Raw genomic sequence first — 25,628 nt, forward strand, 5'->3', positions numbered from 1 at the left:
AAATCAACGAGCGAAAGAACTTTACGGGCTGCCATACGGCGGCCCGTTTGCTAAGAAGGATAATGATAATGACCGAAGCTATGAAAATTACGCTTACCGCTCAGCCAGCCGATGCGCGCTGGGGAGAAAAAGCGTCTTACAGCATTAATAACGACGGCATCGCCCTGCACCTGAACGGCAAAGACGACCTGGGTTTGATTCAGCGCGCGGCGCGGAAAATTGACGGCATGGGCATCAAACACGTTGCGCTTGATGGCGAAGGCTGGGACACCGACCGCGCATGGGCGTTCTGGGCGGGTTATAAGGGGCCGAAAGGCAGCCGCAAAGTGGAGTGGCCGGCCCTCGACGATGCGCAGAAAAGCGAACTGGATAACCGCTTGACCATTATTGACTGGGTCCGTGACACCATTAACGCCCCGGCGGAAGAGCTGGGGCCGGAACAGCTGGCGCAGCGTGCGGTAGACCTGCTGTGCAGCGTGGCCTGCGATAACGTCTCTTATCGTATCACCAAGGGTGAAGACCTGCGCGAGCAGAACTACCTGGGCCTGCACACGGTCGGTCGCGGCTCCGAGCGCCCGCCGGTCCTGCTGGCGCTGGACTATAACCCAACCGGCGATAAAGAAGCCCCGGTGTACGCCTGCCTGGTCGGTAAAGGCATCACCTTTGACTCCGGCGGATACAGCATCAAGCAGAGCGCCTTTATGGACTCGATGAAGTCCGACATGGGCGGCGCGGCAACGGTGACCGGCGCGCTGGCGTTTGCCATCACTCGCGGCCTCAATAAGCGCGTGAAGCTGTATCTGTGCTGCGCCGATAACCTGATTAGCGGCAACGCCTTTAAACTTGGCGATATTATTCACTATCGCAACGGTAAAACCGTGGAAATCATGAATACCGATGCGGAAGGTCGCCTGGTGCTGGCTGACGGCCTGATCGATGCTTCTGCGCAAAAGCCTGAGCTGATTATCGATGCCGCCACGCTGACCGGCGCCGCGAAAACCGCGCTGGGTAATGATTATCACGCGCTGTTCAGCTTTGACGATGGTCTGGCGAATCGCCTGCTGGCGAGCGCGCAGGCTGAAAACGAGGCCTTCTGGCGTCTGCCGCTGGCTGAGTTCCACCGCGGCCAGCTGCCGTCGAACTTCGCCGAGCTGAACAATACCGGCAGCGCGGCCTATCCGGCGGGCGCCAGCACCGCAGCGGGCTTCCTGTCCCACTTCGTGGAGAACTATCACCAGGGCTGGCTGCATATCGACTGTTCGGCGACCTACCGTAAATCTGCCGTTGAGCAGTGGTCGGCGGGCGCGACCGGCCTCGGCGTGCGCACCATTGCCAACCTGCTGACGGCAGAGTAATGGATTTTGCCGGGTGGCGCTGCGCTTACCCGACCGACAAAACTCGTGGGCCCGTGCGAGCGCAGCGCCGCCGGGCGATTTTGAAGTAGCGAAACTATGTCCGAAACTAAAAATGAGCTAGAAACCCTGCTGGAGAAGGCGGCGACCGAGCCAGGCCACCGTCCGGCGTTTTTCCGTACTTTGCTCGAAGCCACCGTTTGGGTGCCGGGAGCCGCCGCTCAGGGCGAGCAGGTTGTGGAAGATAGCGTACTGGACCTGCTGCACTGGGAAAAAGATGATGGCACATCGGTTATTCCTTTTTTCACCTCGCTGGAAGCGCTGCAGCAGGCCGTTGAGGACGAACAGTCTTTCGTGGTGATGCCGGTGCGCACGCTGTTCGCGATGACCCTGGGCGAAACGCTCTATCTCAATGCCAAACTCCCTACTGGCAAAGAGTTTGCGCCGCGAGAAATTAGCCATCTGCTGGGGGAAGAGGGCAGCCCGCTCAGTACCCAGACCGTGCTTGAGGGCGGCGAGTCGCTGCTGCTGTCTGAGGTTGCCGAACCGCCCGCGCAGATGGTGGACTCGCTGACCACGCTGTTCAAGACGCTGAAAACGGTGAAGCGCGCGTTTTTATGCTCTATTAAAGACAGCGCCGATGCCCCGGCCAACCTGCTGATTGGCATTGAAGCGGAAGGCGATATTGAGGCGGTGATTCAGGCCACCGGTAGCGTTGCGACCGATACGCTTCCCGGCGACGAGCCGATTGATATCTGCCAGGTGGTGGAGGGTGAAAAGGGGATTAGCCACTTTATGATTGCCCACATTACGCCGTTCTATGAAAAACGCTGGGGCAGCTTCCTGCGTGACTTTAAGCACAATCGCATTATCTAACCGAACGGGGGCTTACGCCCCCGTTGCTTTGTCTACTGCGCCGGTTCAATCGGCAAATCCGTCCGCGCGCCCCATTCGCTCCATGAGCCGTCATACAGGCTGACGCCGTTAACGCCCAGCGTGGTTAGCGCCAGCACCACGACCGCCGCCGTCACGCCGGATCCGCAGCTGGCAATAATCGGCTGCTCAAAGTCGACGCCCTGGCGAGCGAAAATCTCGTTCAGTTCATCGGTGGTTTTGAGTTCGCCGTTAATCACCAGTTCGCTCCAGGGGACGTTTAGCGCGCCGGGAATATGCCCGCTGCGCAAACCCGGGCGCGGCTCGGCCACCTGACCATTAAAACGCCCGGCCGGGCGAGCATCGACGATCTGCGCCGATCCTTCATGGCTGACCAGCAGCACATCGGTCAGACGCTTGATCGCCTGCGGATCGAGACGAGCGTCAAAATCACCTTCCGGCAGTTCAGGGAGGCCCTGCTCCAGCGGCAGCTCATCGCGACGCCAGCCTTCGAGGCCGCCGGCAACAATAGACACTTTTTCAACGCCGAAGGTGCGCAGCATCCACCAGGCGCGCGGCGCGGAGAAGAGATTGCCTTCATCGTATACCACCAGATGCTTATCGCTGCTGACGCCCAGTTCGCGCATGGCGACGGCAAACGCCTCCGCGCGCGGCATCATGTGCGGCAGCGGGCTGGTATGGTCGGAGAGGGCTTCGATATCGAAAAAAACGGCGCCGGGAATATGGCCCGCCTGATACTCAGCGTTAAGATCGCGCTGTTCCTGTCCCGGCGGAGCCATACGGGCGTCAATAATCTGGATTTCCGGGTCATCAATATGTTCCGCCAGCCAGTCGGCAGCGACAAAAAACGAGGTAGACATCGGCGTCTCCTTTTTTATTGTTCAAGAGTGAATTGTCGACGTTTTCCGGGAGAGTGACAAGTTATGGATCCCAGAGTGGCGACCGTATCACGGATGATTCACTCTCGGGAGTTTGATTCTATTCTCGTCGCTGTTGGTAATGATATTGTTAACGCATAATAATGTGTTCACTTAATGTATCCGGCCTGCGGGCCGAGGGGTTAGAAGGATGAAACCATTTCGTTTGGCGGCACTATCTCTGGCGCTGCTTACCGCGCTATCGTTGACCGGCTGCGACGACAGCGGCAAACCGCAGGCAGCTGCGCCCGCGGCGTCTGCGGCGACGGATAAGGCTAGCGCGAAGCCGGATGCCAGCCAGCTGGCGGCGCTGGCGGAAAAAAGCAAAGGCAAAGCGCTAACGCTGCTGGATGCCTCGGAAGTACAGCTCGACGGCGCGTCGACGATGGTGCTGACCTTCTCAATCCCTCTGCAGCCGGACCAGGATTTCTCCCGTAGCGTACATCTGGTCGATAAAAAAAGCGGCAAAGTTGATGGGGCCTGGGAGCTGGCGCCTAACCTGAAAGAGCTGCGGCTTCGCCATCTTGAGCCAAAACGCGAGCTGATTGTATCGGTAGATCCAACCCTGGCGGCGCTGAATAAAGCGACCTTTGACAGCAGCTTTGAAAAAACCATTACCACCCGCGATATTGCCCCGAGCATCGGCTTTGCCAGCCGCGGCTCGCTGCTGCCGGGGAAAGTAGTGGCCGGATTGCCGGTGATGGCGCTGAATGTCGATAACGTCGACGTCAATTTTTTCCGTATTAAACCGGAATCACTTTCGGCCTTCGTCAGCCAATGGGAATACCGTAATTCATTGAGCAATTGGGAGTCGGACGAGCTGCTGAAGATGGCCGATCTGGTCTATACCGGCCGTTTTGACCTCAACCCCGCGCGTAATACGCGTGAAAAACTGCTGCTGCCGCTGGCGGATATCAAACCGCTGCAGGAGCCGGGCGTGTATATCGCGGTGATGAACCAGGCGGGCCGCTACAGCTACAGCAACGCCGCGACGCTGTTCACCCTCAGCGATATCGGCGTATCCGCGCACCGTTACCACAACCGGCTGGATGTCTTTACCCAAAGTCTGGACAACGGCGCGGCGCAGTCCGATATCGATGTTCAGCTCTTGAACGCCAAAGGGCAGACGCTGGCGCAGGCGAAGAGCGACGGCCAGGGCCATGTGACGCTGCAAACGGACAAAGAAGCGGCGCTGCTGCTGGCGCGTAAGGACGGGCAAACCACCCTGCTGGATCTCAAACTCCCGGCGCTGGACCTGGCTGAATTTTCCATTGCCGGCGCGCCGGGGTTCAGCAAGCAGCTATTTATGTTTGGTCCGCGGGATCTCTATCGTCCGGGCGAAACGGTGATCCTCAACGCTTTACTGCGCGATAGCGACGGTAAACCGCTCCCCGAGCAGCCGGTGAAGCTGGAAGTGGTGCAGCCGAACGGCCAGGTCATTCGTTCGACGGTCAGCAAACCGGTTAACGGCCTGTACCAGTTTACTTATCCCCTAGATAGCGGCGCGGCGACCGGGATGTGGCACATTCGCGCCAGCACCGGCGACAACCAGCCGCGCGAGTGGGATTTTCACGTCGAAGATTTTATGCCTGAGCGTATGGCGCTAAATCTCACGCCGCAAAATGCGCCCGTCTCTCCGGCTGCGGATGTTAGCTTTGCGGTGACCGGTGCTTATCTGTACGGCGCGCCGGCCAGCGGCAACTCGCTGCAGGGCAAACTGTTCCTGCGTCCGCTGCGCGACGCCGTGCCCGCGCTGCCGGGCTTCCAGTTTGGCGACATTGCCGAAGAGAACCTTTCCCGCAGCCTGGATGAAGTACAGACCACGCTGGACGATCGGGGCCATGCGGAAGTCACCGCCACCAGCCAGTGGCACGAGAGCCGCTCTCCGCTGCAGGTGATCCTGCAGGCCAGCCTGCTGGAGTCCGGCGGACGTCCGGTCACGCGCACCGTCAGACAGCCAATCTGGCCTGCCGATACGCTACCGGGTATCCGGCCAGAATTTGCCCTGAAAGAGGTTTATGACTATCGCACCGACAGCACCGTCAAGCAGCCGGTGGTGGATGAAAACGGCGCCGTCGCGTTTGAGATTGTGTATGCCGATGCGAAAGGTGAGAAGAAGGCGGTCTCCGGGCTACAGGTGCGGTTAATTCGCGAACGCCGCGACTACTACTGGAACTGGTCCGATAGCGAAGGCTGGCAGTCGCAGTTCGATCAAAAAGATCTTCAGGAAGGCGAGGAGTCGCTGGATATTTCAGCCGGACAAACGGCGAAAGTGAGCTTCCCGGTCGAGTGGGGTTCTTATCGCCTGGAAATCAAAGGGCCAGATGATGTGGTCAGCAGCGTGCGCTTCTGGGCCGGATACAGCTGGCAGGATAACAGCGACGGCCAGGGGGCGGCGCGTCCGGACCGCGTCACCATGAAGCTGGATAAACCGGCCTATAAACCGGGCGATACCATCAAGCTTCATATCGCCGCGCCGGCAGCCGGTAAAGGCTATGCGCTGGTGGAATCAAGCGAAGGGCCGCTGTGGTGGCAGGAGATTGACGTCCCGGCGGAAGGGATGGACTTATCGATCCCGGTGGATAAAGCGTGGAATCGTCACGACCTGTACCTCAGCGCGCTGGTTATTCGTCCGGGGGATAAATCCCGCTCCGCGACGCCAAAACGGGCGGTGGGCCTGCTGCACCTGCCGCTCGGCGACGAAAACCGTCGTCTGAATCTGGCGCTGGAGGCGCCGGCTAAAATGCGCCCGAACCAGCCGCTGACGGTGAAGGTTAAGGCCAGCGTCAAAGAAGGCGAGATGCCGAAACAGGTTAACGTGCTGCTCTCCGCCGTGGATAGCGGGGTACTGAATATTACCGACTACGCGACGCCGGACCCGTGGAACGCTTTCTTCGGCCAGAAACGCTACGGGGCCGATATTTACGATATCTATGGTCAGGTGATTGAAGGGCAGGGGAGACTCGCCAGCCTGCGCTTCGGCGGCGACGGTGATGAACTTAAGCGCGGCGGCAAACCGCCGGTTAACCACGTGACGATTATCGCCCAGCAGGCGCAGCCGGTGGTGCTGGATGAGAAAGGCGAAGGGACGGTGACTCTGCCGATTGGCGACTTTAACGGCGAACTGCGGGTGATGGCCCAGGCGTGGACCGCTGACGATTTTGGCAGCAGCGAAGGGAAAACGATCGTGGCTGCGCCGGTCATTGCCGAGCTGAACATGCCGCGCTTCCTCGCCAGCGGGGATACCACGCGGCTGGCGCTGGATCTCAGTAACCTGACCGATAAGCCGCAAACCCTCAACGTTGCGCTGGCCGCCAGCGGTCTGCTGCAGCTTGAAGGGGGAGAAATACCGCCGGTGCAGCTGGCGCCCGGCGCGCGCAGCACCCTGTTTGTACCCGTCCGCGCGCATGAAGGTTTCGGCGATGGTCAGGTGAATGCCATCATCAGCGGCGTGAACCTGCCAGGTGAAACGTTCACGCCAATGCAAAAACAGTGGAAGCTCGGCGTGCGTCCGGCTTTCCCGGCGCAAACTGTCAATTCGGGCGCCGTCCTGCAACCAGGCGAAAGCTGGCAGGCTCCGGCGGCGCAAAGTGAGGGCTTCTCGCCGGCGACGCTGCAGGGACAGCTGGTGTTCAGCGGCAAGCCGCCGCTGAACCTGGCGCGCTATATTCGCGACCTGAAAGCCTATCCCTATGGTTGCCTGGAGCAGACCACCAGCGGGCTGTTCCCGTCGCTCTATACCAACGCCGTCCAGCTTAAAGCGTTGGGCATCAGCGGCGATAGCGATGAAAAACGACGCGCGGCGGTGGATATCGGCATTTCTCGCCTGCTGCAGATGCAGCGCGATGATGGCGGTTTCGCCCTGTGGGATAAAGAGGGTCCGGAGGAGTACTGGCTAACGGCCTACGCGATGGACTTCCTCGTCCGGGCGGGCGAGCAGGGCTACAGTGTCCCGACTAACGCCGTCAACAGCGGTAACCAGCGTCTGCTGCGTTATTTACAGGAGCCGGGGCTGATGACCGTCCGCTATAGCGATGATGCCCAGGCCAGCCGCTTTGCCGCTCAGGCCTATGCCGCGCTGGTGCTGGCCCGGCAGCAGAAAGCGCCGCTCGGCGCGCTGCGCGAGATCTGGAGTCGTCACGACCAGGCGCGTTCCGGTCTGCCGCTGCTGCAGTTGGGCGTCGCCTTGAAATTGATGGGCGATGCGCCGCGCGGCGACGAGGCCCTGAAGCTGGCGATGGCCACGCCGCGCCAGGATGCGAACCGCTGGCTCGGCGATTACGGCAGCGAGCTGCGCGACGATGCGCTGAAGCTGGCGCTGCTGGAGGAGAATAAACTGCTGCCGGAAGCGCAAAATACGCTGCTCAGCAATCTGGCGGAAGAGTCATACGGCCAGCGCTGGCTTTCGACGCAGGAGAGTAATGCTCTGTTCCTGGCCGGGCGTACGTTGCAGGACCGTTCCGGCAGCTGGCAGGCGCAAACCTCCGTGCAGGCCGAACCGCTCTCCGGCGATAAAGCGCAAACCCGCAACCTGACCGGCGACCAGCTGGCGGCGCTGCAGGTCACCAACACCGGCCAGCAGGCGCTGTGGCTTCGCCTCGACAGCAGTGGATATCCGCAGAGCGCTCCGCAGCCGGGAGGCAACGTGCTGGGAATCGAACGGCAAATTTTCGATACCCAGGGCCAGCAGAAATCGCTCGCTTCGCTGCGCAGCGGCGAACTGGTGCTGGTGAAGCTGGAAGTCACGGCCAAACGCAACGTGCCGGACGCGCTGGTAGTGGATTTACTCCCGGCGGGGCTGGAGCTGGAAAACCAGAATCTGGCTAACAGCAGCGCCAGCCTGCAGGAAAATGGCGAAGCGGTGCAGAATTTGCTTAACCAGATGCAGCAGGCGGATATCCAGCACATTGAGTTTCGCGACGATCGCTTCGTCGCCGCGGTGGCTATCAATGAAGGCCAGCCGGTGACGCTGGTTTATCTGGCGCGCGCGGTGACGCCGGGCACTTATCAGGTACCGCAGCCGCAGGTCGAGTCAATGTACGTGCCGCAGTGGCGGGCAACCGGCGCGGCCAGCGGACCGCTAACCGTTGCGCCCTAAATGCGGGTATTGAAGCGTATAAAACGCCGCTGGCGCTGGCTGGCGGCGTTTATTTTTTTGCTGTGGCTATTGCTGCTGGCGGCCGATCGGCTATGGCCGCTGCCGCTGCATGAGGTTACGCCTGCCAGAGTGGTGGTGGCGGAAGACGGCACGCCGCTGTGGCGCTTTGCCGATGCGCAGGGCGTCTGGCGCTATCCGGTGACGCTGGCCGACGTTTCGCCGCGCTATTTACAGGCGCTGATCCACTATGAAGATCGCTGGTTCTGGGATCATCCCGGCGTCAATCCGCTCTCGATCGCTCGCGCCGCCTGGCAGGATCTCACTTCCGGCAGAGTGATCTCCGGGGGCAGCACCCTCACCATGCAGGTGGCGCGCCTGCTCGATCCTCATCCCCGCACCTTTGGCGGCAAGCTGCGGCAGCTATGGCGAGCGCTGCAGCTGGAGTGGCATCTGTCAAAAAGCGAGATCCTCACGCTCTACCTCAACCGCGCGCCGTTCGGCGGTACGCTGCAGGGGATCGGCGCGGCCAGCTGGGCCTATCTGGGTAAACCCCCCGCGCAGCTAAGCTACGGCGAAGCGGCGCTGCTGGCGGTATTGCCGCAGGCGCCGAGCCGCTTACGTCCGGACCGCTGGCCCGAGCGGGCGCAGGCAGCGCGCGATAAAGTCCTGCTGCGAATGGAAAGCCAGGGCGTGTGGCCGTCGCAGCCGGTGGGAGAAGCTCTCGAAGAGCCCGTCTGGCTGTTTCCGCGGCAGATGCCGCAGCTGGCGCCGCTTTTTGCCCGCCGCGCGCTGGCGAGCAGCCGCGCAGAGAAGGTGGTCACGACGCTGGATGCCGGGCTACAGCGGCAGCTGGAAGATCTGGCGCTGAACTGGAAATCGCGCCTGCCGCCGCGCAGTTCTTTAGCGATGATCGTGGTCGACCATACCAATATGAAGGTGCGCGGCTGGGTAGGATCGGTGGATATTGGCGATGATAGCCGCTTTGGTCATATTGATATGGTCTCGGCGATCCGCTCCCCCGGCTCGGTACTGAAGCCGTTTGTCTATGGTATGGCGCTGGATGAGGGGCTGATCCATCCGGCCTCATTACTGCAGGACGTGCCGCGACGCTTTAGCGACTACCGACCGGGTAACTTTGACAGCGGGTTTCACGGGCCGGTGAGCGCCAGCGACGCGCTGGTTCGCTCGCTGAACCTTCCGGCAGTGCAGGTGCTGGAGGCCTACGGACCGAAGCGTTTTGCCGCCAGGCTACGCAATGCCGGATTGCCGCTGATGCTGCCCGCTGGCGCGGAGCCGAATTTATCGCTGATCCTCGGCGGCGCCGGCGCGCGTCTGGCGGATATCGTGGCGGCGTACAGCGCGTTCGCCCGCCACGGCAAGGCGGGACAATTGCGCATCACGCCGGACTCGCCGCTGGTTGAGAGGCCGCTGCTGTCGCCGGGGGCCGCGTGGATCGTGCGGCGCATACTGGCCGGCGAAGCGCAGCCGGTGCCCGATGCGTCGCTGGTGAAGGTGGTGCCGCTGGCGTGGAAAACCGGCACCAGCTACGGCTATCGCGACGCCTGGGCGATCGGCGTGAATGCCCGCTATCTGATTGGTATCTGGACCGGACGGCCCGACGGCACGCCGGTCGTCGGACAGTTTGGCTTCGTCAGCGCGGTGCCGCTGCTGAATCAGGTCAATAATCTGCTGCTGGCGCGACCGGCTATGAGCCGCGGCGGATTACCGGCCGATCCTCGCCCGTCGTCGGTCAGCGCCGGGACCGTGTGCTGGCCCGGCGGGCAGAATTTAGCGGCGGGCGACGCGAACTGCCGCCGACGGCTGGCAACCTGGTTGCTCGACGAGAGCCAGCCGCCGACCCTGCTGCTGCCTGGTCAGGAGGGGATTCGCGGGATTCGTTTTCCGGTATGGCTGAATGAGAAAGGGGAGCGGGTGGCGGCAGATTGCCCAGGCGCGGTGGCGAAAAGCCTCGACGTCTGGCCGCTGCCGCTTGAACCCTGGCTGCCCGCGGGCGAACGGCGTCGCGCCAGGTTGCCGGCGGTTTCGGCGGACTGCCCGCCGGTGCAAACCGTCGATGCCGCCCCGCTGGTGCTATCCGGCATCCGTGAAGGCGCGGTGGTTAAACGTCTGCCCGGCGAGCTGAAGGTGATGCTGCCGCTGCAAACGACCGGCGGGGAAGGGCGGCGCTGGTGGTTTCTGAACGGCGAACCGCTGACCGCGGAAGGCGCCAGCGCCATCCTTAACCTTGAGCGCCCCGATAGTTATCAGCTAGTGGTGATGGATGAGGCGGGGCAGATTGTTGCCGCTAACTTCACCGTGCAATAAACAGAACTTGCCTGAATTAGCCGGATTTGTTGTTTAAGGTCGCTTTTTTTTAAAAAAATGTTACCTAAACACATAGGCAACCGCCTTAGATGATGATTATAATTCGCGCCGTATTTATCGGTCTCATCTGCGAAACAGAACAACATATATAAAGAGGTTATCATGGCTATTGAACGTACTTTTTCCATCATCAAACCAAACGCGGTGGCAAAAAACGTTATTGGCGGCATCTTTTCTCGCTTTGAAGCTGCAGGGTTCAAAATTGTTGGCACCAAAATGCTGCATCTGACCGTTGAGCAGGCTCGCGGCTTCTATGCTGAGCACGAAGGTCGCCCGTTCTTTGACGGTCTGGTTGAATTTATGACTTCCGGTCCGATCGTGGTTTCCGTGCTGGAAGGCGAAAATGCGGTTCAGCGTCATCGTGACCTGCTGGGCGCAACCAACCCGGCGAACGCGCTGGCGGGTACCCTGCGCGCAGACTACGCTGACAGCTTCACCGAGAACGGCACCCACGGTTCCGATTCTGTTGAATCCGCCGCGCGCGAAATCGCGTTTTTCTTTGCTGAAGGCGAGGTTTGTCCGCGCACCCGCTAATCTTCGTCGGCTTTTCGACCGTCGCGGTATTGGCTGCGCGCGTTCACCCGGTCACATAGTTATCTATGCTCCCGGAGCTTCACTTGCTTGCCGCCTTGCGACAATCGAAAATCCTTATAGGATCTGCCAGGCAGTTACAGATTTTTTCATCATTGCAGCGTGCAAACGTGGTATTGATGGGCCAGAATTTGTAGAATACAGCGCCCCGGATGAGCAGTCGCTCCCGGGGCGTTTCTTTTTTCAACCCTCCAGGGGCCATAACGTGTAATAACGAGGCCGGAATCAATTATGTCTGAACAAATAGTCACGCCTGATAGCGCCGCTCTGACGGTGCCGAACAAAGATGCCAAAATCAACCTGCTGGATTTGAACCGTCAGCAGCTGCGCGAGTTTTTCAAAAACATGGGCGAAAAGCCTTTTCGCGCCGATCAGGTGATGAAATGGATGTATCACTACTGCTGCGATAACTTTGATGAGATGACCGACATCAACAAGGTTCTGCGCGGAAAATTAAAGGAAGTCGCGGAGATCCGCGCGCCGGAAGTCGTGGAAGAGCAGCGCTCGAGCGACGGCACCATCAAGTGGGCGATTGCCGTTGGCGATCAGCGCGTCGAAACCGTGTACATCCCGGAAGACGATCGCGCCACCCTGTGCGTTTCTTCCCAGGTGGGCTGCGCGCTGGAGTGTAAATTCTGTTCTACGGCCCAGCAGGGTTTTAACCGCAACCTGCGGGTTTCGGAAATTATCGGCCAGGTCTGGCGCGCGGCGAAAATCGTCGGCGCGGTGAAGACCACCGGCGTACGTCCGATTACCAACGTGGTGATGATGGGGATGGGCGAGCCGCTGCTGAACCTGACTAACGTGGTTCCGGCCATGGAAATCATGCTTGACGACTTCGGCTTTGGTCTTTCTAAGCGTCGCGTCACGCTCTCCACCTCCGGCGTGGTGCCAGCGCTTGATAAGCTTGGCGATATGATTGACGTCGCGCTGGCCATCTCTCTGCACGCGCCGAACGATACCATTCGCGACGAAATCGTGCCGATCAACAAGAAATACAACATCGAGACCTTCCTGAACTCGGTGCGCGGCTATATTTCGAAGTCCAACGCCAACCAGGGCCGCGTCACTATCGAATACGTCATGCTGGATCACGTCAACGACGGCACCGAGCATGCGCATGAGCTGGCCGCGCTGCTGAAAGATACGCCGTGCAAGATCAACCTGATCCCATGGAACCCCTTCCCTGGCGCGCCGTATGGCCGTAGCTCCAACAGCCGTATCGACCGTTTCTCCAAGGTGTTAATGGAGTATGGTTTCACCACGATCGTGCGTAAAACCCGCGGCGACGATATCGACGCCGCCTGCGGTCAGCTGGCCGGCGATGTTATCGACCGTACCAAGCGTACGCTGCGTAAACGTATGCAGGGCGAAGCGATCGACGTGAAGGCGGTCTGATCATAAATGATGCAGCGCACAGCCTGGGCGGTGCGTTGCATATTTGTGGAATAGCCGGGCGAAATACGCTGTTGTGGTTAATAATTACGGTGCGTTTTTGTCGACTTTGAGGCAGTATGTAGCGGTACAACAACCGCTTAGCATTCAATTTTGATAAGTCTCTGTGATACCAGGTCATACGGACTTATACTGTTTGTCTGACGTTGAGCAGATGTCTCGCGGCGCGGGGTAACCGGCGCTGAATTTTAAATTTCACGTACCAGTAGTTGTAGCGAATGAATACTGAAGCCACTCAAGACCATCAAGAAGCAAACACTACGGGCGCGCGTCTGCGTAATGCCCGCGAACAACTCGGGCTCAGCCAGCAGGCGGTGGCTGAACGCTTATGCCTGAAGGTTTCCACGGTTCGTGATATTGAAGACGATAAGGCACCCGCCGATCTTGCTTCAACCTTCCTGCGCGGCTATATCCGCTCTTATGCTCGCCTTGTGCACATTCCAGAAGAAGAGCTGCTGCCGATGATGGCCAAGCAGGCTCCGATTCGGGCGGCGAAAGTTGCCCCCATGCAGACCTTCTCGCTGGGTAAACGTCGCAAAAAGCGCGACGGTTGGCTGATGAGCTTTACCTGGCTGGTGCTGTTCGTGGTGATCGGCCTCAGCGGCGCCTGGTGGTGGCAGGACCACAAAGCGCAGCAGGATGAGATCTCCACGATGGCCGATCAATCCTCCGCCGAACTGAATTCTGGCGATAACAACAGCCAAAGCATCCCGCTGGATAATCAATCGGCGAATTCCGCACCGGACACCGCTGCCAACAGCGCGCCTGTCGAGACCTCTCCGGCGCCGGCTCCAGCACCTGCCCCGGCTCCGGTCGAGAATAACGCCGTGGTCGCGCCTTCGCAGGCAAACGTTGATACGGCGGCAACTACGCCGTTACCGACCGATCAGGCAAACGTGACCGCTGCGGCGGCCTCCGCGCAGGATCTGGTGCTGAACTTCACCGCCGACTGCTGGCTGGAAGTGAGCGATGCGACCGGTAAAAAGCTGTTCAGCGGTTTGCAGCGTAAAGGCGGTAACCTCAACCTGAGCGGCCAGGCACCTTATAAACTGAAAATCGGCGCCCCGGCAGCGGTACAGATTCAGTATTTGGGTAAACCTGTCGATTTAAGTCGTTTTATCAGAACTAACCAGGTTGCACGTCTGACCCTTAATGCCGAACAATCACCGGCGCAGTAACAGACGGGTAACGCGGGAGATTTTTCATGCATAACCAGGCTCCGATTCAACGTAGAAAATCAAAACGAATTTACGTTGGGAATGTGCCGATTGGCGATGGCGCCCCTATCGCCGTACAGTCGATGACAAACACGCGTACCACCGATGTGGCGGCGACGGTAAATCAAATTAAAGCCCTCGAGCGCGTTGGCGCGGATATCGTGCGCGTTTCGGTGCCGACGATGGATGCGGCGGAAGCGTTCAAACTTATCAAACAGCAGGTTAACGTCCCGCTGGTTGCCGATATCCACTTCGATTACCGCATTGCGCTGAAGGTAGCGGAATACGGCGTTGATTGCCTGCGTATTAACCCGGGCAATATCGGCAACGAAGAGCGTATCCGCATGGTGGTGGACTGTGCTCGCGATAAAAATATTCCTATCCGTATCGGGGTAAACGCCGGTTCTCTGGAAAAAGATCTCCAGGAAAAATACGGCGAACCGACCCCGCAGGCGCTGCTGGAATCGGCAATGCGCCATGTCGATCATCTCGATCGTCTCAACTTCGATCAGTTTAAAGTCAGCGTAAAAGCCTCCGATGTGTTCCTCGCGGTTGAATCCTATCGCCTGTTGGCGAAACAGATCGATCAGCCTCTGCACCTCGGGATCACCGAAGCGGGCGGCGCGCGCAGCGGCGCGGTGAAGTCCGCGATCGGCCTCGGCCTGCTGCTGTCTGAAGGGATCGGCGATACGCTGCGCGTCTCTCTGGCGGCGGATCCCGTTGAAGAGATCAAAGTGGGCTTCGATATTCTCAAGTCGCTGCGTATTCGCTCTCGCGGGATCAACTTTATTGCCTGCCCGACCTGTTCACGTCAGGAGTTTGACGTTATCGGTACCGTTAACGCGCTGGAGCAGCGCCTGGAAGATATCATTACGCCGATGGATATTTCGATCATTGGCTGCGTGGTAAACGGTCCCGGCGAGGCGCTGGTTTCCACCCTCGGCGTAACCGGCGGCAATAAGAAAAGCGGCCTGTACGAAGACGGCGTACGTAAAGACAGGCTGGATAACGACGATATGATCGATCAGCTGGAAGCGCGTATTCGCGCTAAAGCATCGATGCTGGATGAGGCGCGTCGCATCGATATCCAGCAGGTTGAAGCGAAATAACGTGTTGGGAAGCGATACGCTTCCCGTGTATGATTGAACCTGCGGGCGCGAGGCGCCGGGGTTCATTTTTGTATATATAAAGAGAATAAACGTGGCAAAGAACATTCAAGCCATCCGTGGCATGAACGATTATCTGCCGGGCGAAACCGCTCTCTGGCAGCGCATTGAAGGCTCACTGAAGCAGGTGCTTGGTAGCTACGGTTACAGCGAAATCCGTTTGCCGATTGTAGAGCAGACCCCGTTATTCAAACGCGCTATCGGCGAAGTGACCGACGTGGTTGAAAAAGAGATGTACACCTTTGAGGACCGTAACGGCGATAGCCTGACTCTGCGTCCGGAAGGCACGGCTGGCTGCGTACGCGCCGGTATCGAACATGGTCTCCTGTACAATCAAGAACAGCGCCTGTGGTACATTGGGCCGATGTTCCGCCACGAACGTCCGCAAAAAGGGCGCTACCGTCAGTTCCACCAGATTGGCGCCGAAGCGTTTGGCCTGCAGGGGCCGGATATCGATGCCGAGCTGATTATGCTGACCGCCCGCTGGTGGCGCGAGCTGGGCATCTCCGGCCACGTTGCGCTGGAGCTGAACTCTATCGGTTCGCTGGAGGCTCGCGCTAACTATCGCGATGCGCTGGTGGCCTATCTTGAGCAGTTTAAAGATAAGCTGGATGAAGACTGCAAACGCCGCATGTACACCAACCCGCTGCGCGTGCTGGATTCTAAAAACCCGGACGTCCAGGCGCTTCTGAACGACGCTCCGACGCTGGGCGACTATCTTGATGAAGAGTCGAAAGCGCACTTCGCCGGGCTTTGCGCGCTGCTGGACGATGCCGGTATCCGCTATACCGTGAACCAGCGTCTGGTGCGCGGTCTCGACTATTACAACCGCACCGTGTTTGAGTGGGTCACCACCAGCCTCGGTTCTCAGGGCACCGTCTGCGCCGGGGGCCGTTATGATGGTCTGGTTGAGCAGCTTGGCGGTCGCGCTACCCCTGGCGTCGGCTTTGCGATGGGGCTGGAACGTCTTGTTTTACTGGTTCAGGCAGTGAATCCGGAATTTAAAGCCGATCCTGTTGTCGATATATACCTGGTAGCCTCCGGAACTGACACCCAGTCCGCAGCAATGCGTCTGGCTGAACAGGTACGCGATGCGTTACCCGGCGTTAAGCTGATGACCAACCACGGCGGCGGCAACTTTAAGAAGCAGTTTGCGCGCGCTGATAAATGGGGCGCTCGCGTTGCGCTGGTGCTGGGCGAATCAGAAATCGCCGACGGAAACGTGGTAGTGAAAGATTTACGCTCAGGTGAGCAAACTACCGTAACGCAGGATAGCGTTGCTGCGCATTTGCGCACACTTCTGGGTTAATCTCCCGGGAATCATTAGTCAGGAGAAGGACTGCGTGGAACTTTACAATAACGAAAACGATCAGGTCGATGCGTTAAAGCGTTTCTTTGCTGAAAATGGCAAGGCGCTGGCCGTCGGGGTGATTTTGGGCGTTGGCGCGCTGGTTGGCTGGCGCTACTGGACCTCCCATCAGCTGGATACCGCCAGGGGCTCGTCTCTGGCATATGAAAATGCGATTTCCGCGCTCAAATCGGATAAACCAGAAGCGCTGAACGCGGCGCAGAAATTTGCCGCCGACAGCAAAAACACCTATGGTGCGTTTGCATCTCTTGAGCTGGCGCAGCAGTTTGTCGATAAAAACGACCTGCAGAACGCTGAAAAGCAGCTTCAGCAGGGGCTGGCAGCCGCTTCTGATGATAACCTGAAATCGGTTATCAATATGCGTCTTGCTCGCGTACAGCTGCAGCTTAAGCAGCCTGATGCCGCGCTGAAAACCCTGGATGCCGTGAAAGGCGAAGGCTGGACCGCGATTGTCGCCGACCTGCGCGGCGAGATCCTGCTGAGCAAAGGCGATAAGCAAGGGGCGAAAGCGGCATGGGAAGCGGGCGCGAAAAGCGATGCTTCACCGGCGCTCAGCGAAATGATGCGTATGAAAATAAATAATTTGTCCATCTGAGAGGGACTCGATGCAATTGCGTAAATTACTTTTGCCAGGGCTGCTTTCCGTTACCTTATTGAGCGGTTGTTCGCTGTTTAACAGCGAAGAAGATGTGGTGAAAATGTCGCCACTGCCGACGGTGGAAAACCAGTTTACGCCGTCCACGTCCTGGAGCACCTCCGTTGGCGGCGGTATTGGCGAATTCTACTCTAACCTGCACCCGGCGTTTGCTGATGGCGTTGTGTATGCCGCCGATCGTAAAGGCACCGTTAAAGCTCTGAATTCAGGCGACGGCAAAGAGGTGTGGTCGGTTAACCTGGCCGAGAAAGACGGCTGGTTCTCCCGCGCGCCTGCGCTTCTCTCCGGCGGCGTGACCGTCTCCGGCGGCCATGTTTATATCGGTAGCGAAAAAGCGAAAGTTTACGCGCTGAACACCAGCGACGGTACCGTTGCATGGGAAGCGAGCGTGGCGGGTGAAGCGATTTCCCGTCCGGTCGTCAGCGACGGTATGGTGCTGATTCATACTACTAACGGTCAGCTGCAGGCGCTGAACGAAGCTGACGGCGCGGTGAAATGGACCGTTAACCTGGATATGCCAGCGCTCTCTCTGCGCGGCGAATCCGCTCCGGCTACCGCGTACGGCGCAGCGATTGTGGGCGGCGATAACGGTCGCGTCAGCGCGGTGCTGATGCAGCAGGGCCAGATGATTTGGCAACAGCGTATCTCTACCGCCACCGGTCCGACTGAAATCGACCGTCTTAACGACGTCGACACGACGCCGGTTATCGTGAACGGCGTGATTTATGCGCTGGCCTATAACGGCAACCTGACGGCGCTGGATCTGCGCAGCGGCCAGATTATGTGGAAACGCGAGCTGGGTTCAGTGAACGATTTCATCGTCGACGGCAACCGTATATACCTGGTTGATCAAAACGACCGTCTGCTGGCGCTTACCACCGACGGCGGCGTGACGCTGTGGACGCAAAGCGATCTGCTGCACCGTCTGCTGACGGCGCCTGTGCTGTATAATGGCAACCTGGTGGTTGGCGATAGCGAAGGCTATATGCACTGGGTCAACCCGGAAGATGGTCACTTTGTGGCTCAGCAGAAGGTAGACAGCTCAGGCTTCCTGACCGATCCGGTTGTGGCTGACGGCAAACTGCTGATTCAGGCGAAAGACGGCACGCTGTACGCGATTACGCGTTAACAACAGCGGTAGTCTATTTTTGAGAAACGGCCCCTGGCAGACAGGGGCCGTTTTGGCTTTTTTAAAAACGCCGTGAAAATGGCGTTGTATCGATTTTAGTATGAGGCATTTAACATGATACCTGTGGTCGCGCTTGTCGGGCGCCCTAACGTTGGAAAATCCACGCTTTTTAACCGCTTAACGCGCACTCGCGATGCGTTGGTCGCGGATTTTCCGGGGCTGACTCGTGACCGTAAGTACGGTCGTGCTGAAGTGGAAGGCCGCGAATTTATCTGTATCGATACCGGCGGGATCGACGGTACCGAAGATGGCGTAGAAACGCGGATGGCGGAACAGTCGCTGCTGGCGATTGAAGAAGCGGACGTGGTGCTGTTTATGGTCGATGCGCGCGCGGGCCTGATGCCGGCGGATTCGGCAATTGCGAAACATCTGCGCTCTCGTGAAAAACCGACCTTCCTGGTGGCAAACAAAACTGACGGCATCGATGCCGATCAGGCGATTGCCGATTTTTGGTCGCTGGGTTTAGGCGAGATTTATCCCATCGCCGCTTCACACGGTCGCGGCGTCACCAGCCTGCTGGAGCATGTGCTGCTACCGTGGGTTGACGAGGTGAACCCGCCGGAAGAAGTGGACGAGGACGCGGCATACTGGGCGCAGTTTGAAGCGGAGCAGAACGGCGAAGAAGTTGAAGAGCCGGAAGATGATTTTAACCCGCAGGATCTGCCGATTAAGCTGGCGATTGTGGGCCGCCCGAACGTGGGTAAGTCAACGCTCACCAACCGTATTCTGGGCGAAGATCGTGTGGTGGTTTACGATATGCCGGGAACCACTCGCGACAGCATCTACATCCCGATGCAGCGCGATGAGCGGGAATACGTTCTTATTGATACCGCAGGCGTGCGTAAGCGCGGCAAAATTACCGATGTCGTCGAAAAATTCTCGGTGATCAAAACGCTGCAGGCGATTGAAGATGCCAACGTGGTGCTGTTGGTCATTGATGCGCGCGAAGGGATTTCCGATCAGGATCTCTCCCTGCTGGGCTTTATTCTCAACAGCGGCCGCTCGCTGGTGATTGTCGTCAATAAATGGGACGGCCTGAGCCAGGAAGTGAAAGAGCAGGTGAAAGAGACCCTCGACTTCCGTCTGGGCTTTATCGACTTTGCCCGCGTGCACTTTATCTCCGCGCTGCACGGCAGCGGCGTTGGCAACCTGTTCGAATCCGTACGCGAGGCGTACGACAGCGCCACCCGTCGCGTGGGCACCGCTATGCTGACCCGCATTATGACTATGGCTGCCGAAGACCATCAGCCGCCGCTGGTGCGCGGCCGTCGCGTGAAGCTGAAATATGCCCACGCCGGTGGTTATAACCCACCGATCGTGGTGATTCACGGTAACCAGGTTAAAGACCTGCCGGATTCGTACAAACGCTATCTGATGAACTACTTCCGTAAATCGCTGGAAGTGATGGGTACGCCGATTCGTATTCAGTTCAAGGAAGGGGAAAACCCGTTTGCCAACAAACGTAATACCCTGACGCCGAACCAGATGCGTAAGCGTAAGCGCTTGATCAAGCATATTAAGAAAAGCAAGTAAGTTAGCCGCCAGCCTCAAAAATCTAAAGCCCGCACCCGTCGGGCTTTTTTATTATCGCTATTGTTCATGCGCAGAATAATAATAAACTCGCTTGAGGCCGCGTTATAAATGTGAGAAAAACCAAGGAGGATAGATATTTTTGTGACAATGAGGTCAGAATGAAAAGCCTTTTAACTCTCCTGATGCTGTGTCTTATTCCCATAGCCTGTGCTGCTGAATCACAAGCGATTGAACCGCGCGTTAAGCCTGCTTATCCCGCGAAAGCTGAAAAAAAAGGAATACCAGGTCAGGTTAAAGCGCAATTTGACGTTGATGAGAACGGGCGGGTGATTAACGTTCAGTTATTAAGCTCCGATCCTTCAGGAATGTTTGATAATGAAGTCAGGGCCGCAATGGAAAAATGGCGATACGTCAAAGGGAAGCCTTCCAGCAATAACATCATTACCATTCATTTCACGCCCGGGCCGTCTTGCGTAGAGGTGCCAGCGCCAAACCAGCCCGGCAGTATTCAAAGCAGGGGCGTCCCTTTTCGCTAAAGTTGAACGCACGTGAAATAACGTAGGGACAATCGTAATAAACGCCGGGGACAGGGATATGAAAAAAACAATAGTGATGGTCGGTTTGGTTATTTTAGCCAGCAGCTGTGCGCCGTTTCATCCTTCTGACTGCCATAAAACATCAGCGCTTGGGAGCTGTAGCTCCGGACGATTCAGCGATGACGATGAATATGGCAGGCAGGCGAGAGCGATAAAAGAGTCTATTGATTCCCGGTTATCCAATCGCTACGGCTGGACGGGTAAAAAATGCACGATACATCTGAGTTTTAGCGATGAGGGTAAACTGAATAGCGTGACAACGAGCGAAGGTAATAAAGCATATTGTGCCGCGCTGGTTGATGCCGCTAAACGGGCCACTTTTCCGCCGTTCACCGATAAGCAGGTCTATGACGCTTTTGCTCAGTCCCGATTCAGTATGCAGGGTGAATAAAATTAAACGCGGCGGCCAGGCAGGGGGCGAATAGCCTGCGGAGGGTTAATGAGCGGCAGCAGCCACAGATTATGCAACCGTGATAAAATAAAGCTATATACCCATTGTCAGGAGTCACCATGGAATTTGATTGCCCCGTGTGCCATGCGCAGCTTGCTGTGCAGGGCAATAGCGCCCATTGCGAGCGTTGTGCGAAAGATTATGCTGTTGAAGCCCGCTGCCCGGATTGCCACCAGCCGCTAGAAGTATTAAAAGCCTGCGGCGCGGTGGATTACTTCTGCCAGCACGGCCACGGGCTGATTTCAAAAAAACGCGTCGAGTTTGTGCCTATTTAATCTTTATCGCTGACGCAGCCTTCACCGTCGCGCCAGAGTTCAATCAGTGAATTTGGCGCACGCTCCTCGGGAATGAGGATAATCAGGCTGTGATAATGCTGTTCGCTAATTATCTGAATGCGGAAGAAACGCTGGTCGCCGCTCCCCGGCGAGTCGGGCTGACCTGGCGGTTTGCCCAGCGGTAGCGACTGTTGGAGAATCGTCGCGATCCGCTGCCTTTGTTGCTCGTTAAGCCGGGCAACGACAATCTTCCGCATCCCGCTGAGCGCCGGGATCCAGGCGACGCCACCCTCGCGCGCCAGCTCAATGACCGCGTCATCGCTCAGATCGGGGAGTTTCATAGCGCGACTCCGACCCGCTCCCAGGCCTGAGTAATCGCATCAGCGGCCTCTTTGCCAGAGCGTTTCTCGCCATGGTGAATCGTCAGTCTGGCAAAGGTGGAGAAGTCGGCGTCTTTTGCCAGAGAGTGATCGCATACCGCGTCGTACCAGGCATATCCCGCTTTTTCCCATGCAAAACCGCCGATTGCGCTGGCGGCGAGATAAAAGGCGTGATTAGGAATACCGGAGTTAATATGAACGCCGCCGTTATCCTGCTGGGTATGAACAAAATCTTTCATATGCGCGGGTTGCGGGTCTTTGCCAAGGATAGGGTCATCATAAGCGGTGCCAGGCTGCGACATAGAGCGCAGACCTTTGCCGTGGATGCCTTTCGCGAGTAGCCCTTCGCCAATGATCCAGTCCGCTTTGTCAGCCGTCTGCTGGCGCTGATATTGTTTGACCAGCGATCCAAAGACATCCGATAGCGATTCGTTGAGCGCGCCGGATTGTTCGAAATAGATGAGACCGGCTTCGCTCTCCGTCACGCCGTGGCTTAGCTCGTGCGCCACCACGTCAATAGCGATAGTAAAACGATTAAAAATCTCGCCATCGCCGTCGCCGAATACCATTTGTTGGCCGTTCCAGAACGCGTTTTGATATTCGTGACCATAGTGCACGCTGCCGGTGAGCTTCAACCCGCGGTTATCCAGCGAATCTCGCTGGTAGCTCTTCCAGAAAAAATCATGGGTGATGCCGAGATAGTCATAGGCTTCATCAACGGCTACGTCGCCGTTAGAGGGCTGTCCCTCAAAACGGACCTGGGTACCCGGCAGATCCTGGGTCTGCCCGGCATCATAAATGTCACGCTCAAGCAGGCCCGGCGTCGTGACGTGGGCGGCGGCGGGGCGGCCCGGAACGTGCGCCATCAGAGTCTGAACATGGCTGAGGGTATTCTGCGCGCAGCGCTGCTGCTGAAGAGAACCACGATCGACAATACGACGTAAGATGTAGGGCGGGATCACATAACGGGGATAAGCTTCTGGCATGTCACGCTCCTTAGCCGGGTAAAACCGTTTTAAAAGGGCATGACTGCAGTATAGTTATCACCGGTCGAAATGGCAGGATAATCAGGCTTTTTTGCGGGTACGGGTTTTCTTCACCGGCGTGATGTTCTTCACTTCGCTCTCTACCCAACCATCGTTCAGGCGGGTCGTGAGAAGGTCACCCTCGCGCACCTGCGTCGTTTGTTTCAGCACTTTGCCGTCGCTGACGGAAGTGACGCTATAGCCGCGGGCGAGCGTCGCCAGCGGGCTGACGGCTTCCAGATGCGTGACCATATTACCGAAGCGTTCACGTTGATCGCCAAGACGCGCGCGGATGTTTTCCGCCAGCCGGTATTCCAGCTGTTGAATACGGCTCTGGGCGCGGTGAATGCGCGGCTGCGGATTTTGTTGATTCAGGCGCTGCGCGGCGCGCTGTTGGCGCTGGTCGGCGCGCTTCATCTGCGTCTCAAGAGCGAAACGCATGCGTTGGCGCAATCTTTCGAGTTCCGTTTGCTGACGGGCCAGCCGCAGCTGGGGATGCTGCTGCTGCAGGCGGTGAAAAATTTGGGTAAATCGGCGATGGCGGTTGGCAAGGAAGTAGTCCATTGCCATTTCGAGACGCTGCTGCCCGGACTGGAGCTGGCGCAGCAGCTCCTGCTGGTTGCGGCTGACAATTTCTGCCGCGGCGGAAGGCGTTGGCGCGCGCAGGTCGGCAACAAAGTCGGCGATAGTGACGTCGGTCTCATGGCCTACGGCGCTGACGATGGGAATAGGGCTGGCGAAAATCGCCCGCGCCACCCGCTCGTCGTTAAAGCTCCATAGATCTTCCAGCGAACCGCCGCCGCGTCCGACAATCAGCACATCGCACTCATGGCGCGCGTTGGCCAGTTCAATGGCGCGAACGATCTGCCCCGGCGCATCTTCACCCTGTACGGCGGTCGGGTAGATAACGACCGGCAGGGAAGGATCGCGGCGCTTGAGCACGTGCAAAATATCGTGCAGCGCAGCGCCGGTTTTAGAGGTAATAACGCCAATGCAGTGCGCGGGGGAGGGGAGCGCTTTTTTATGCTGCTGATCGAACAAGCCTTCCGCGGCCAGCGCTGCCTTGAGCTGTTCATACTTCTGCTGCAGCAGACCTTCGCCCGCCGGCTGCATGCTTTCGACGATAATTTGATAATCGCCGCGCGGCTCGTAAAGCGTGATATTAGCGCGTACCAGCACCTGCTGCCCGTGCTGCGGGCGGAAGGTCACGCGGCGGTTGCTGTTGCGGAACATCGCGCAGCGCACCTGGGCGTTATCGTCCTTTAAGGTGAAGTACCAGTGACCAGAAGAGGGTTGGCTGAAGTTTGAAATCTCGCCGCTAATCCACACCTGGCCCATTTCACGTTCCAGCAGCAGTCGAACCGACTGATTGAGGCGGCTAACCGTGTAAATTGAGGGGGATTGAGATGGCAACATGTGAGCAAGATCAAATTTTAAATCAGCAGGTTATTCAGTCGATAGTAACCTGCTGGGAGGGGATCGCAAGTATTATTTGCAAAAAAGGGTAGATGCAATCGGTTACGCTCTGTATAATGCCACGGCAATATTTATCCACCCTGGTCGAGATATTGCCCATGCTACGTATCGCTAAAGAAGCCCTGACGTTTGACGACGTCCTCCTCGTTCCCGCTCACTCAACCGTTCTGCCAAATACCGCCGATCTCAGCACTCAGCTGACGAAAACCATTCGTCTGAATATTCCTATGCTTTCCGCTGCAATGGATACCGTGACTGAAGCGCGTCTGGCAATTGCCCTGGCACAGGAAGGCGGCATCGGCTTTATTCATAAAAACATGTCTATTGAACGCCAGGCTGAAGAAGTAAGGCGCGTGAAAAAGCATGAATCCGGCGTGGTGACCGACCCGCAGACCGTCCTGCCAACCACCACCCTGCGCGAAGTCAAAGTACTGACCGAACGCAACGGTTTTGCTGGCTATCCGGTGGTGACCGAAGACAACGAGCTGGTCGGCATTATCACCGGTCGCGACGTGCGTTTCGTCACCGACCTGAATCAGCCGGTGAGCGTTTATATGACGCCGAAAGAGCGTCTGGTGACCGTTCGAGAAGGCGAAAGCCGCGAAGTGGTCTTTGCCAAAATGCATGAGAAACGCGTTGAGAAAGCGCTGGTTGTGGATGACAGCTTCCACCTTCTCGGCATGATCACCGTTAAAGATTTCCAGAAAGCAGAACGTAAACCGAACGCCTGTAAAGATGAGCAGGGTCGCCTGCGCGTTGGCGCGGCGGTTGGCGCGGGCGCGGGCAACGAAGAGCGCGTTGATGCGCTGGTTGCCGCGGGCGTAGATATTTTGCTGATCGACTCCTCTCACGGCCACTCTGAAGGCGTATTGCAGCGTATTCGCGATACTCGCGCTAAATACCCTGACCTGCAAATCATCGGCGGCAACGTGGCGACCGGTGCGGGCGCTCGCGCGCTGGCGGAAGCCGGCTGCAGCGCGGTGAAAGTGGGTATCGGCCCTGGCTCCATCTGTACGACCCGTATCGTGACCGGCGTGGGCGTTCCGCAGATCACCGCCGTTTCCGACGCGGTTGAAGCGCTGGAAGGCACGGGTATCCCGGTTATCGCCGACGGCGGTATCCGTTTCTCCGGCGATATCGCGAAAGCGATTGCCGCGGGCGCGGCCGCCGTCATGGTCGGTTCGATGCTGGCGGGTACCGAAGAGTCTCCTGGCGAAATCGAACTCTATCAGGGCCGTTCTTACAAGTCTTACCGCGGTATGGGTTCCCTGGGCGCGATGTCTAAAGGTTCCTCCGATCGCTACTTCCAGACCGATAACGCCGCCGACAAACTGGTGCCGGAAGGTATCGAAGGTCGCGTCGCCTATAAAGGGCGTCTGAAAGAGATTATTCACCAGCAGATGGGCGGCCTGCGCTCCTGTATGGGCCTGACCGGTTGTGGTACCATCGACACCCTGCGGACCAAAGCGGAATTCGTGCGCATCAGCGGCGCGGGTATCCAGGAGAGCCACGTTCACGACGTGACCATCACTAAGGAATCCCCGAACTACCGCATGGGCTCCTGATTTTCATCGCCCGGCCACGCGCCGGGCGATTTATTTAAC

At 58.1% G+C, this 25,628-nt stretch carries 20 protein-coding genes; 16 read left to right on the forward strand and 4 right to left on the reverse strand.

Annotation, left to right across the window (positions count from 1 at the left end):
- The first annotated feature begins 68 nt into the window (after positions 1-68).
- Positions 69-1,355, forward strand: coding sequence for an aminopeptidase PepB (gene pepB / locus ACE3MN_RS06735; RefSeq protein WP_004123606.1), 1,287 nt, complete (start codon positions 69-71; stop codon positions 1,353-1,355).
- 96 nt (positions 1,356-1,451) lie between these two features.
- Complete coding sequence (gene sseB / locus ACE3MN_RS06740; protein ID WP_004136447.1) at positions 1,452-2,228, forward strand: enhanced serine sensitivity protein SseB; 777 nt, start codon at positions 1,452-1,454, stop codon at positions 2,226-2,228.
- Positions 2,229-2,260: 32 nt separating this feature from the next.
- On the opposite strand, the gene sseA is transcribed toward sseB, so the two are convergent.
- Positions 2,261-3,106 carry a 3-mercaptopyruvate sulfurtransferase gene (sseA, locus tag ACE3MN_RS06745; protein ID WP_024359354.1) on the reverse strand — a complete coding sequence of 282 codons (846 nt, stop codon included), beginning with the start codon at positions 3,104-3,106 and terminating at the stop codon, positions 2,261-2,263.
- Between the two features lie 208 nt (positions 3,107-3,314).
- On the opposite strand from sseA, the gene ACE3MN_RS06750 reads away from it, so the two are divergent.
- From ACE3MN_RS06750 to ACE3MN_RS06810, 13 genes are all read left to right on the forward strand, one after another.
- Positions 3,315-8,261: an alpha-2-macroglobulin gene (locus ACE3MN_RS06750; RefSeq protein WP_375364318.1), complete on the forward strand. Its 4,947-nt coding sequence runs from the start codon at positions 3,315-3,317 to the stop codon at positions 8,259-8,261.
- Positions 8,262-10,586: a peptidoglycan glycosyltransferase PbpC gene (gene pbpC / locus ACE3MN_RS06755; RefSeq protein WP_049133075.1), complete on the forward strand. Its 2,325-nt coding sequence runs from the start codon at positions 8,262-8,264 to the stop codon at positions 10,584-10,586. It abuts the gene before it with no gap.
- A 162-nt stretch (positions 10,587-10,748) separates the two neighbouring features.
- On the forward strand, positions 10,749-11,180 hold the full coding sequence (gene ndk, locus ACE3MN_RS06760) for a nucleoside-diphosphate kinase (RefSeq protein ID WP_004114414.1): 432 nt from the start codon (positions 10,749-10,751) through the stop codon (positions 11,178-11,180).
- Positions 11,181-11,468: 288 nt separating this feature from the next.
- On the forward strand, positions 11,469-12,635 hold the full coding sequence (locus ACE3MN_RS06765) for a bifunctional tRNA (adenosine(37)-C2)-methyltransferase TrmG/ribosomal RNA large subunit methyltransferase RlmN (RefSeq protein WP_004123586.1): 1,167 nt from the start codon (positions 11,469-11,471) through the stop codon (positions 12,633-12,635).
- A gap of 275 nt (positions 12,636-12,910) precedes the next feature.
- A complete protein-coding gene (rodZ, locus tag ACE3MN_RS06770) occupies positions 12,911-13,870 on the forward strand; it encodes a cytoskeleton protein RodZ (RefSeq protein WP_049085717.1) in 960 nt (319 codons plus the stop codon).
- A 26-nt stretch (positions 13,871-13,896) separates the two neighbouring features.
- Complete coding sequence (gene ispG, locus ACE3MN_RS06775; RefSeq protein WP_004136451.1) at positions 13,897-15,018, forward strand: flavodoxin-dependent (E)-4-hydroxy-3-methylbut-2-enyl-diphosphate synthase; 1,122 nt, start codon at positions 13,897-13,899, stop codon at positions 15,016-15,018.
- Between the two features lie 91 nt (positions 15,019-15,109).
- Complete coding sequence (gene hisS / locus ACE3MN_RS06780) at positions 15,110-16,384, forward strand: histidine--tRNA ligase (RefSeq protein WP_049100569.1); 1,275 nt, start codon at positions 15,110-15,112, stop codon at positions 16,382-16,384.
- A 34-nt stretch (positions 16,385-16,418) separates the two neighbouring features.
- On the forward strand, positions 16,419-17,039 hold the full coding sequence (locus tag ACE3MN_RS06785; RefSeq protein WP_004123578.1) for a YfgM family protein: 621 nt from the start codon (positions 16,419-16,421) through the stop codon (positions 17,037-17,039).
- Between the two features lie 10 nt (positions 17,040-17,049).
- A complete protein-coding gene (bamB, locus tag ACE3MN_RS06790) occupies positions 17,050-18,228 on the forward strand; it encodes an outer membrane protein assembly factor BamB (RefSeq protein ID WP_004104478.1) in 1,179 nt (392 codons plus the stop codon).
- A 114-nt stretch (positions 18,229-18,342) separates the two neighbouring features.
- Complete coding sequence (gene der / locus ACE3MN_RS06795) at positions 18,343-19,821, forward strand: ribosome biogenesis GTPase Der (protein ID WP_024359349.1); 1,479 nt, start codon at positions 18,343-18,345, stop codon at positions 19,819-19,821.
- Between the two features lie 158 nt (positions 19,822-19,979).
- Positions 19,980-20,357: a TonB family protein gene (locus tag ACE3MN_RS06800; RefSeq protein WP_004136454.1), complete on the forward strand. Its 378-nt coding sequence runs from the start codon at positions 19,980-19,982 to the stop codon at positions 20,355-20,357.
- Between the two features lie 58 nt (positions 20,358-20,415).
- Complete coding sequence (locus tag ACE3MN_RS06805) at positions 20,416-20,808, forward strand: cell envelope integrity TolA C-terminal domain-containing protein (RefSeq protein ID WP_024359348.1); 393 nt, start codon at positions 20,416-20,418, stop codon at positions 20,806-20,808.
- A 119-nt stretch (positions 20,809-20,927) separates the two neighbouring features.
- Entirely contained in the window at positions 20,928-21,143 is a 216-nt protein-coding gene (locus ACE3MN_RS06810; RefSeq protein WP_004136456.1) for a zinc ribbon domain-containing protein, read from the forward strand.
- Here the strand turns inward: ACE3MN_RS06810 and ACE3MN_RS06815 are convergent.
- The 3 genes from ACE3MN_RS06815 to xseA all read right to left on the reverse strand — a co-directional run bounded on the left by ACE3MN_RS06815 (position 21,140) and on the right by xseA (position 23,964).
- The gene (locus ACE3MN_RS06815) at positions 21,140-21,484 is read right to left on the reverse strand and encodes a protealysin inhibitor emfourin (protein ID WP_004136458.1); all 345 of its coding nucleotides are present in this window, start codon (positions 21,482-21,484) and stop codon (positions 21,140-21,142) included. The two genes, ACE3MN_RS06810 and ACE3MN_RS06815, sit on opposite strands and share 4 nt — an antisense overlap.
- A complete protein-coding gene (locus tag ACE3MN_RS06820) occupies positions 21,481-22,509 on the reverse strand; it encodes a M4 family metallopeptidase (RefSeq protein ID WP_154902475.1) in 1,029 nt (342 codons plus the stop codon). Before ACE3MN_RS06820 ends, ACE3MN_RS06815 begins: the two co-directional genes overlap by 4 nt.
- Positions 22,510-22,590: 81 nt before the next feature.
- A complete protein-coding gene (xseA, locus tag ACE3MN_RS06825; RefSeq protein ID WP_024359344.1) occupies positions 22,591-23,964 on the reverse strand; it encodes an exodeoxyribonuclease VII large subunit in 1,374 nt (457 codons plus the stop codon).
- A 158-nt stretch (positions 23,965-24,122) separates the two neighbouring features.
- On the opposite strand from xseA, the gene guaB reads away from it, so the two are divergent.
- The gene (gene guaB / locus ACE3MN_RS06830) at positions 24,123-25,589 is read left to right on the forward strand and encodes an IMP dehydrogenase (RefSeq protein ID WP_004123540.1); all 1,467 of its coding nucleotides are present in this window, start codon (positions 24,123-24,125) and stop codon (positions 25,587-25,589) included.
- Positions 25,590-25,628 lie beyond the last annotated feature (39 nt).

Source organism: Klebsiella grimontii (genome assembly GCF_042137965.1).
Lineage (GTDB): Bacteria > Pseudomonadota > Gammaproteobacteria > Enterobacterales > Enterobacteriaceae > Klebsiella > Klebsiella grimontii.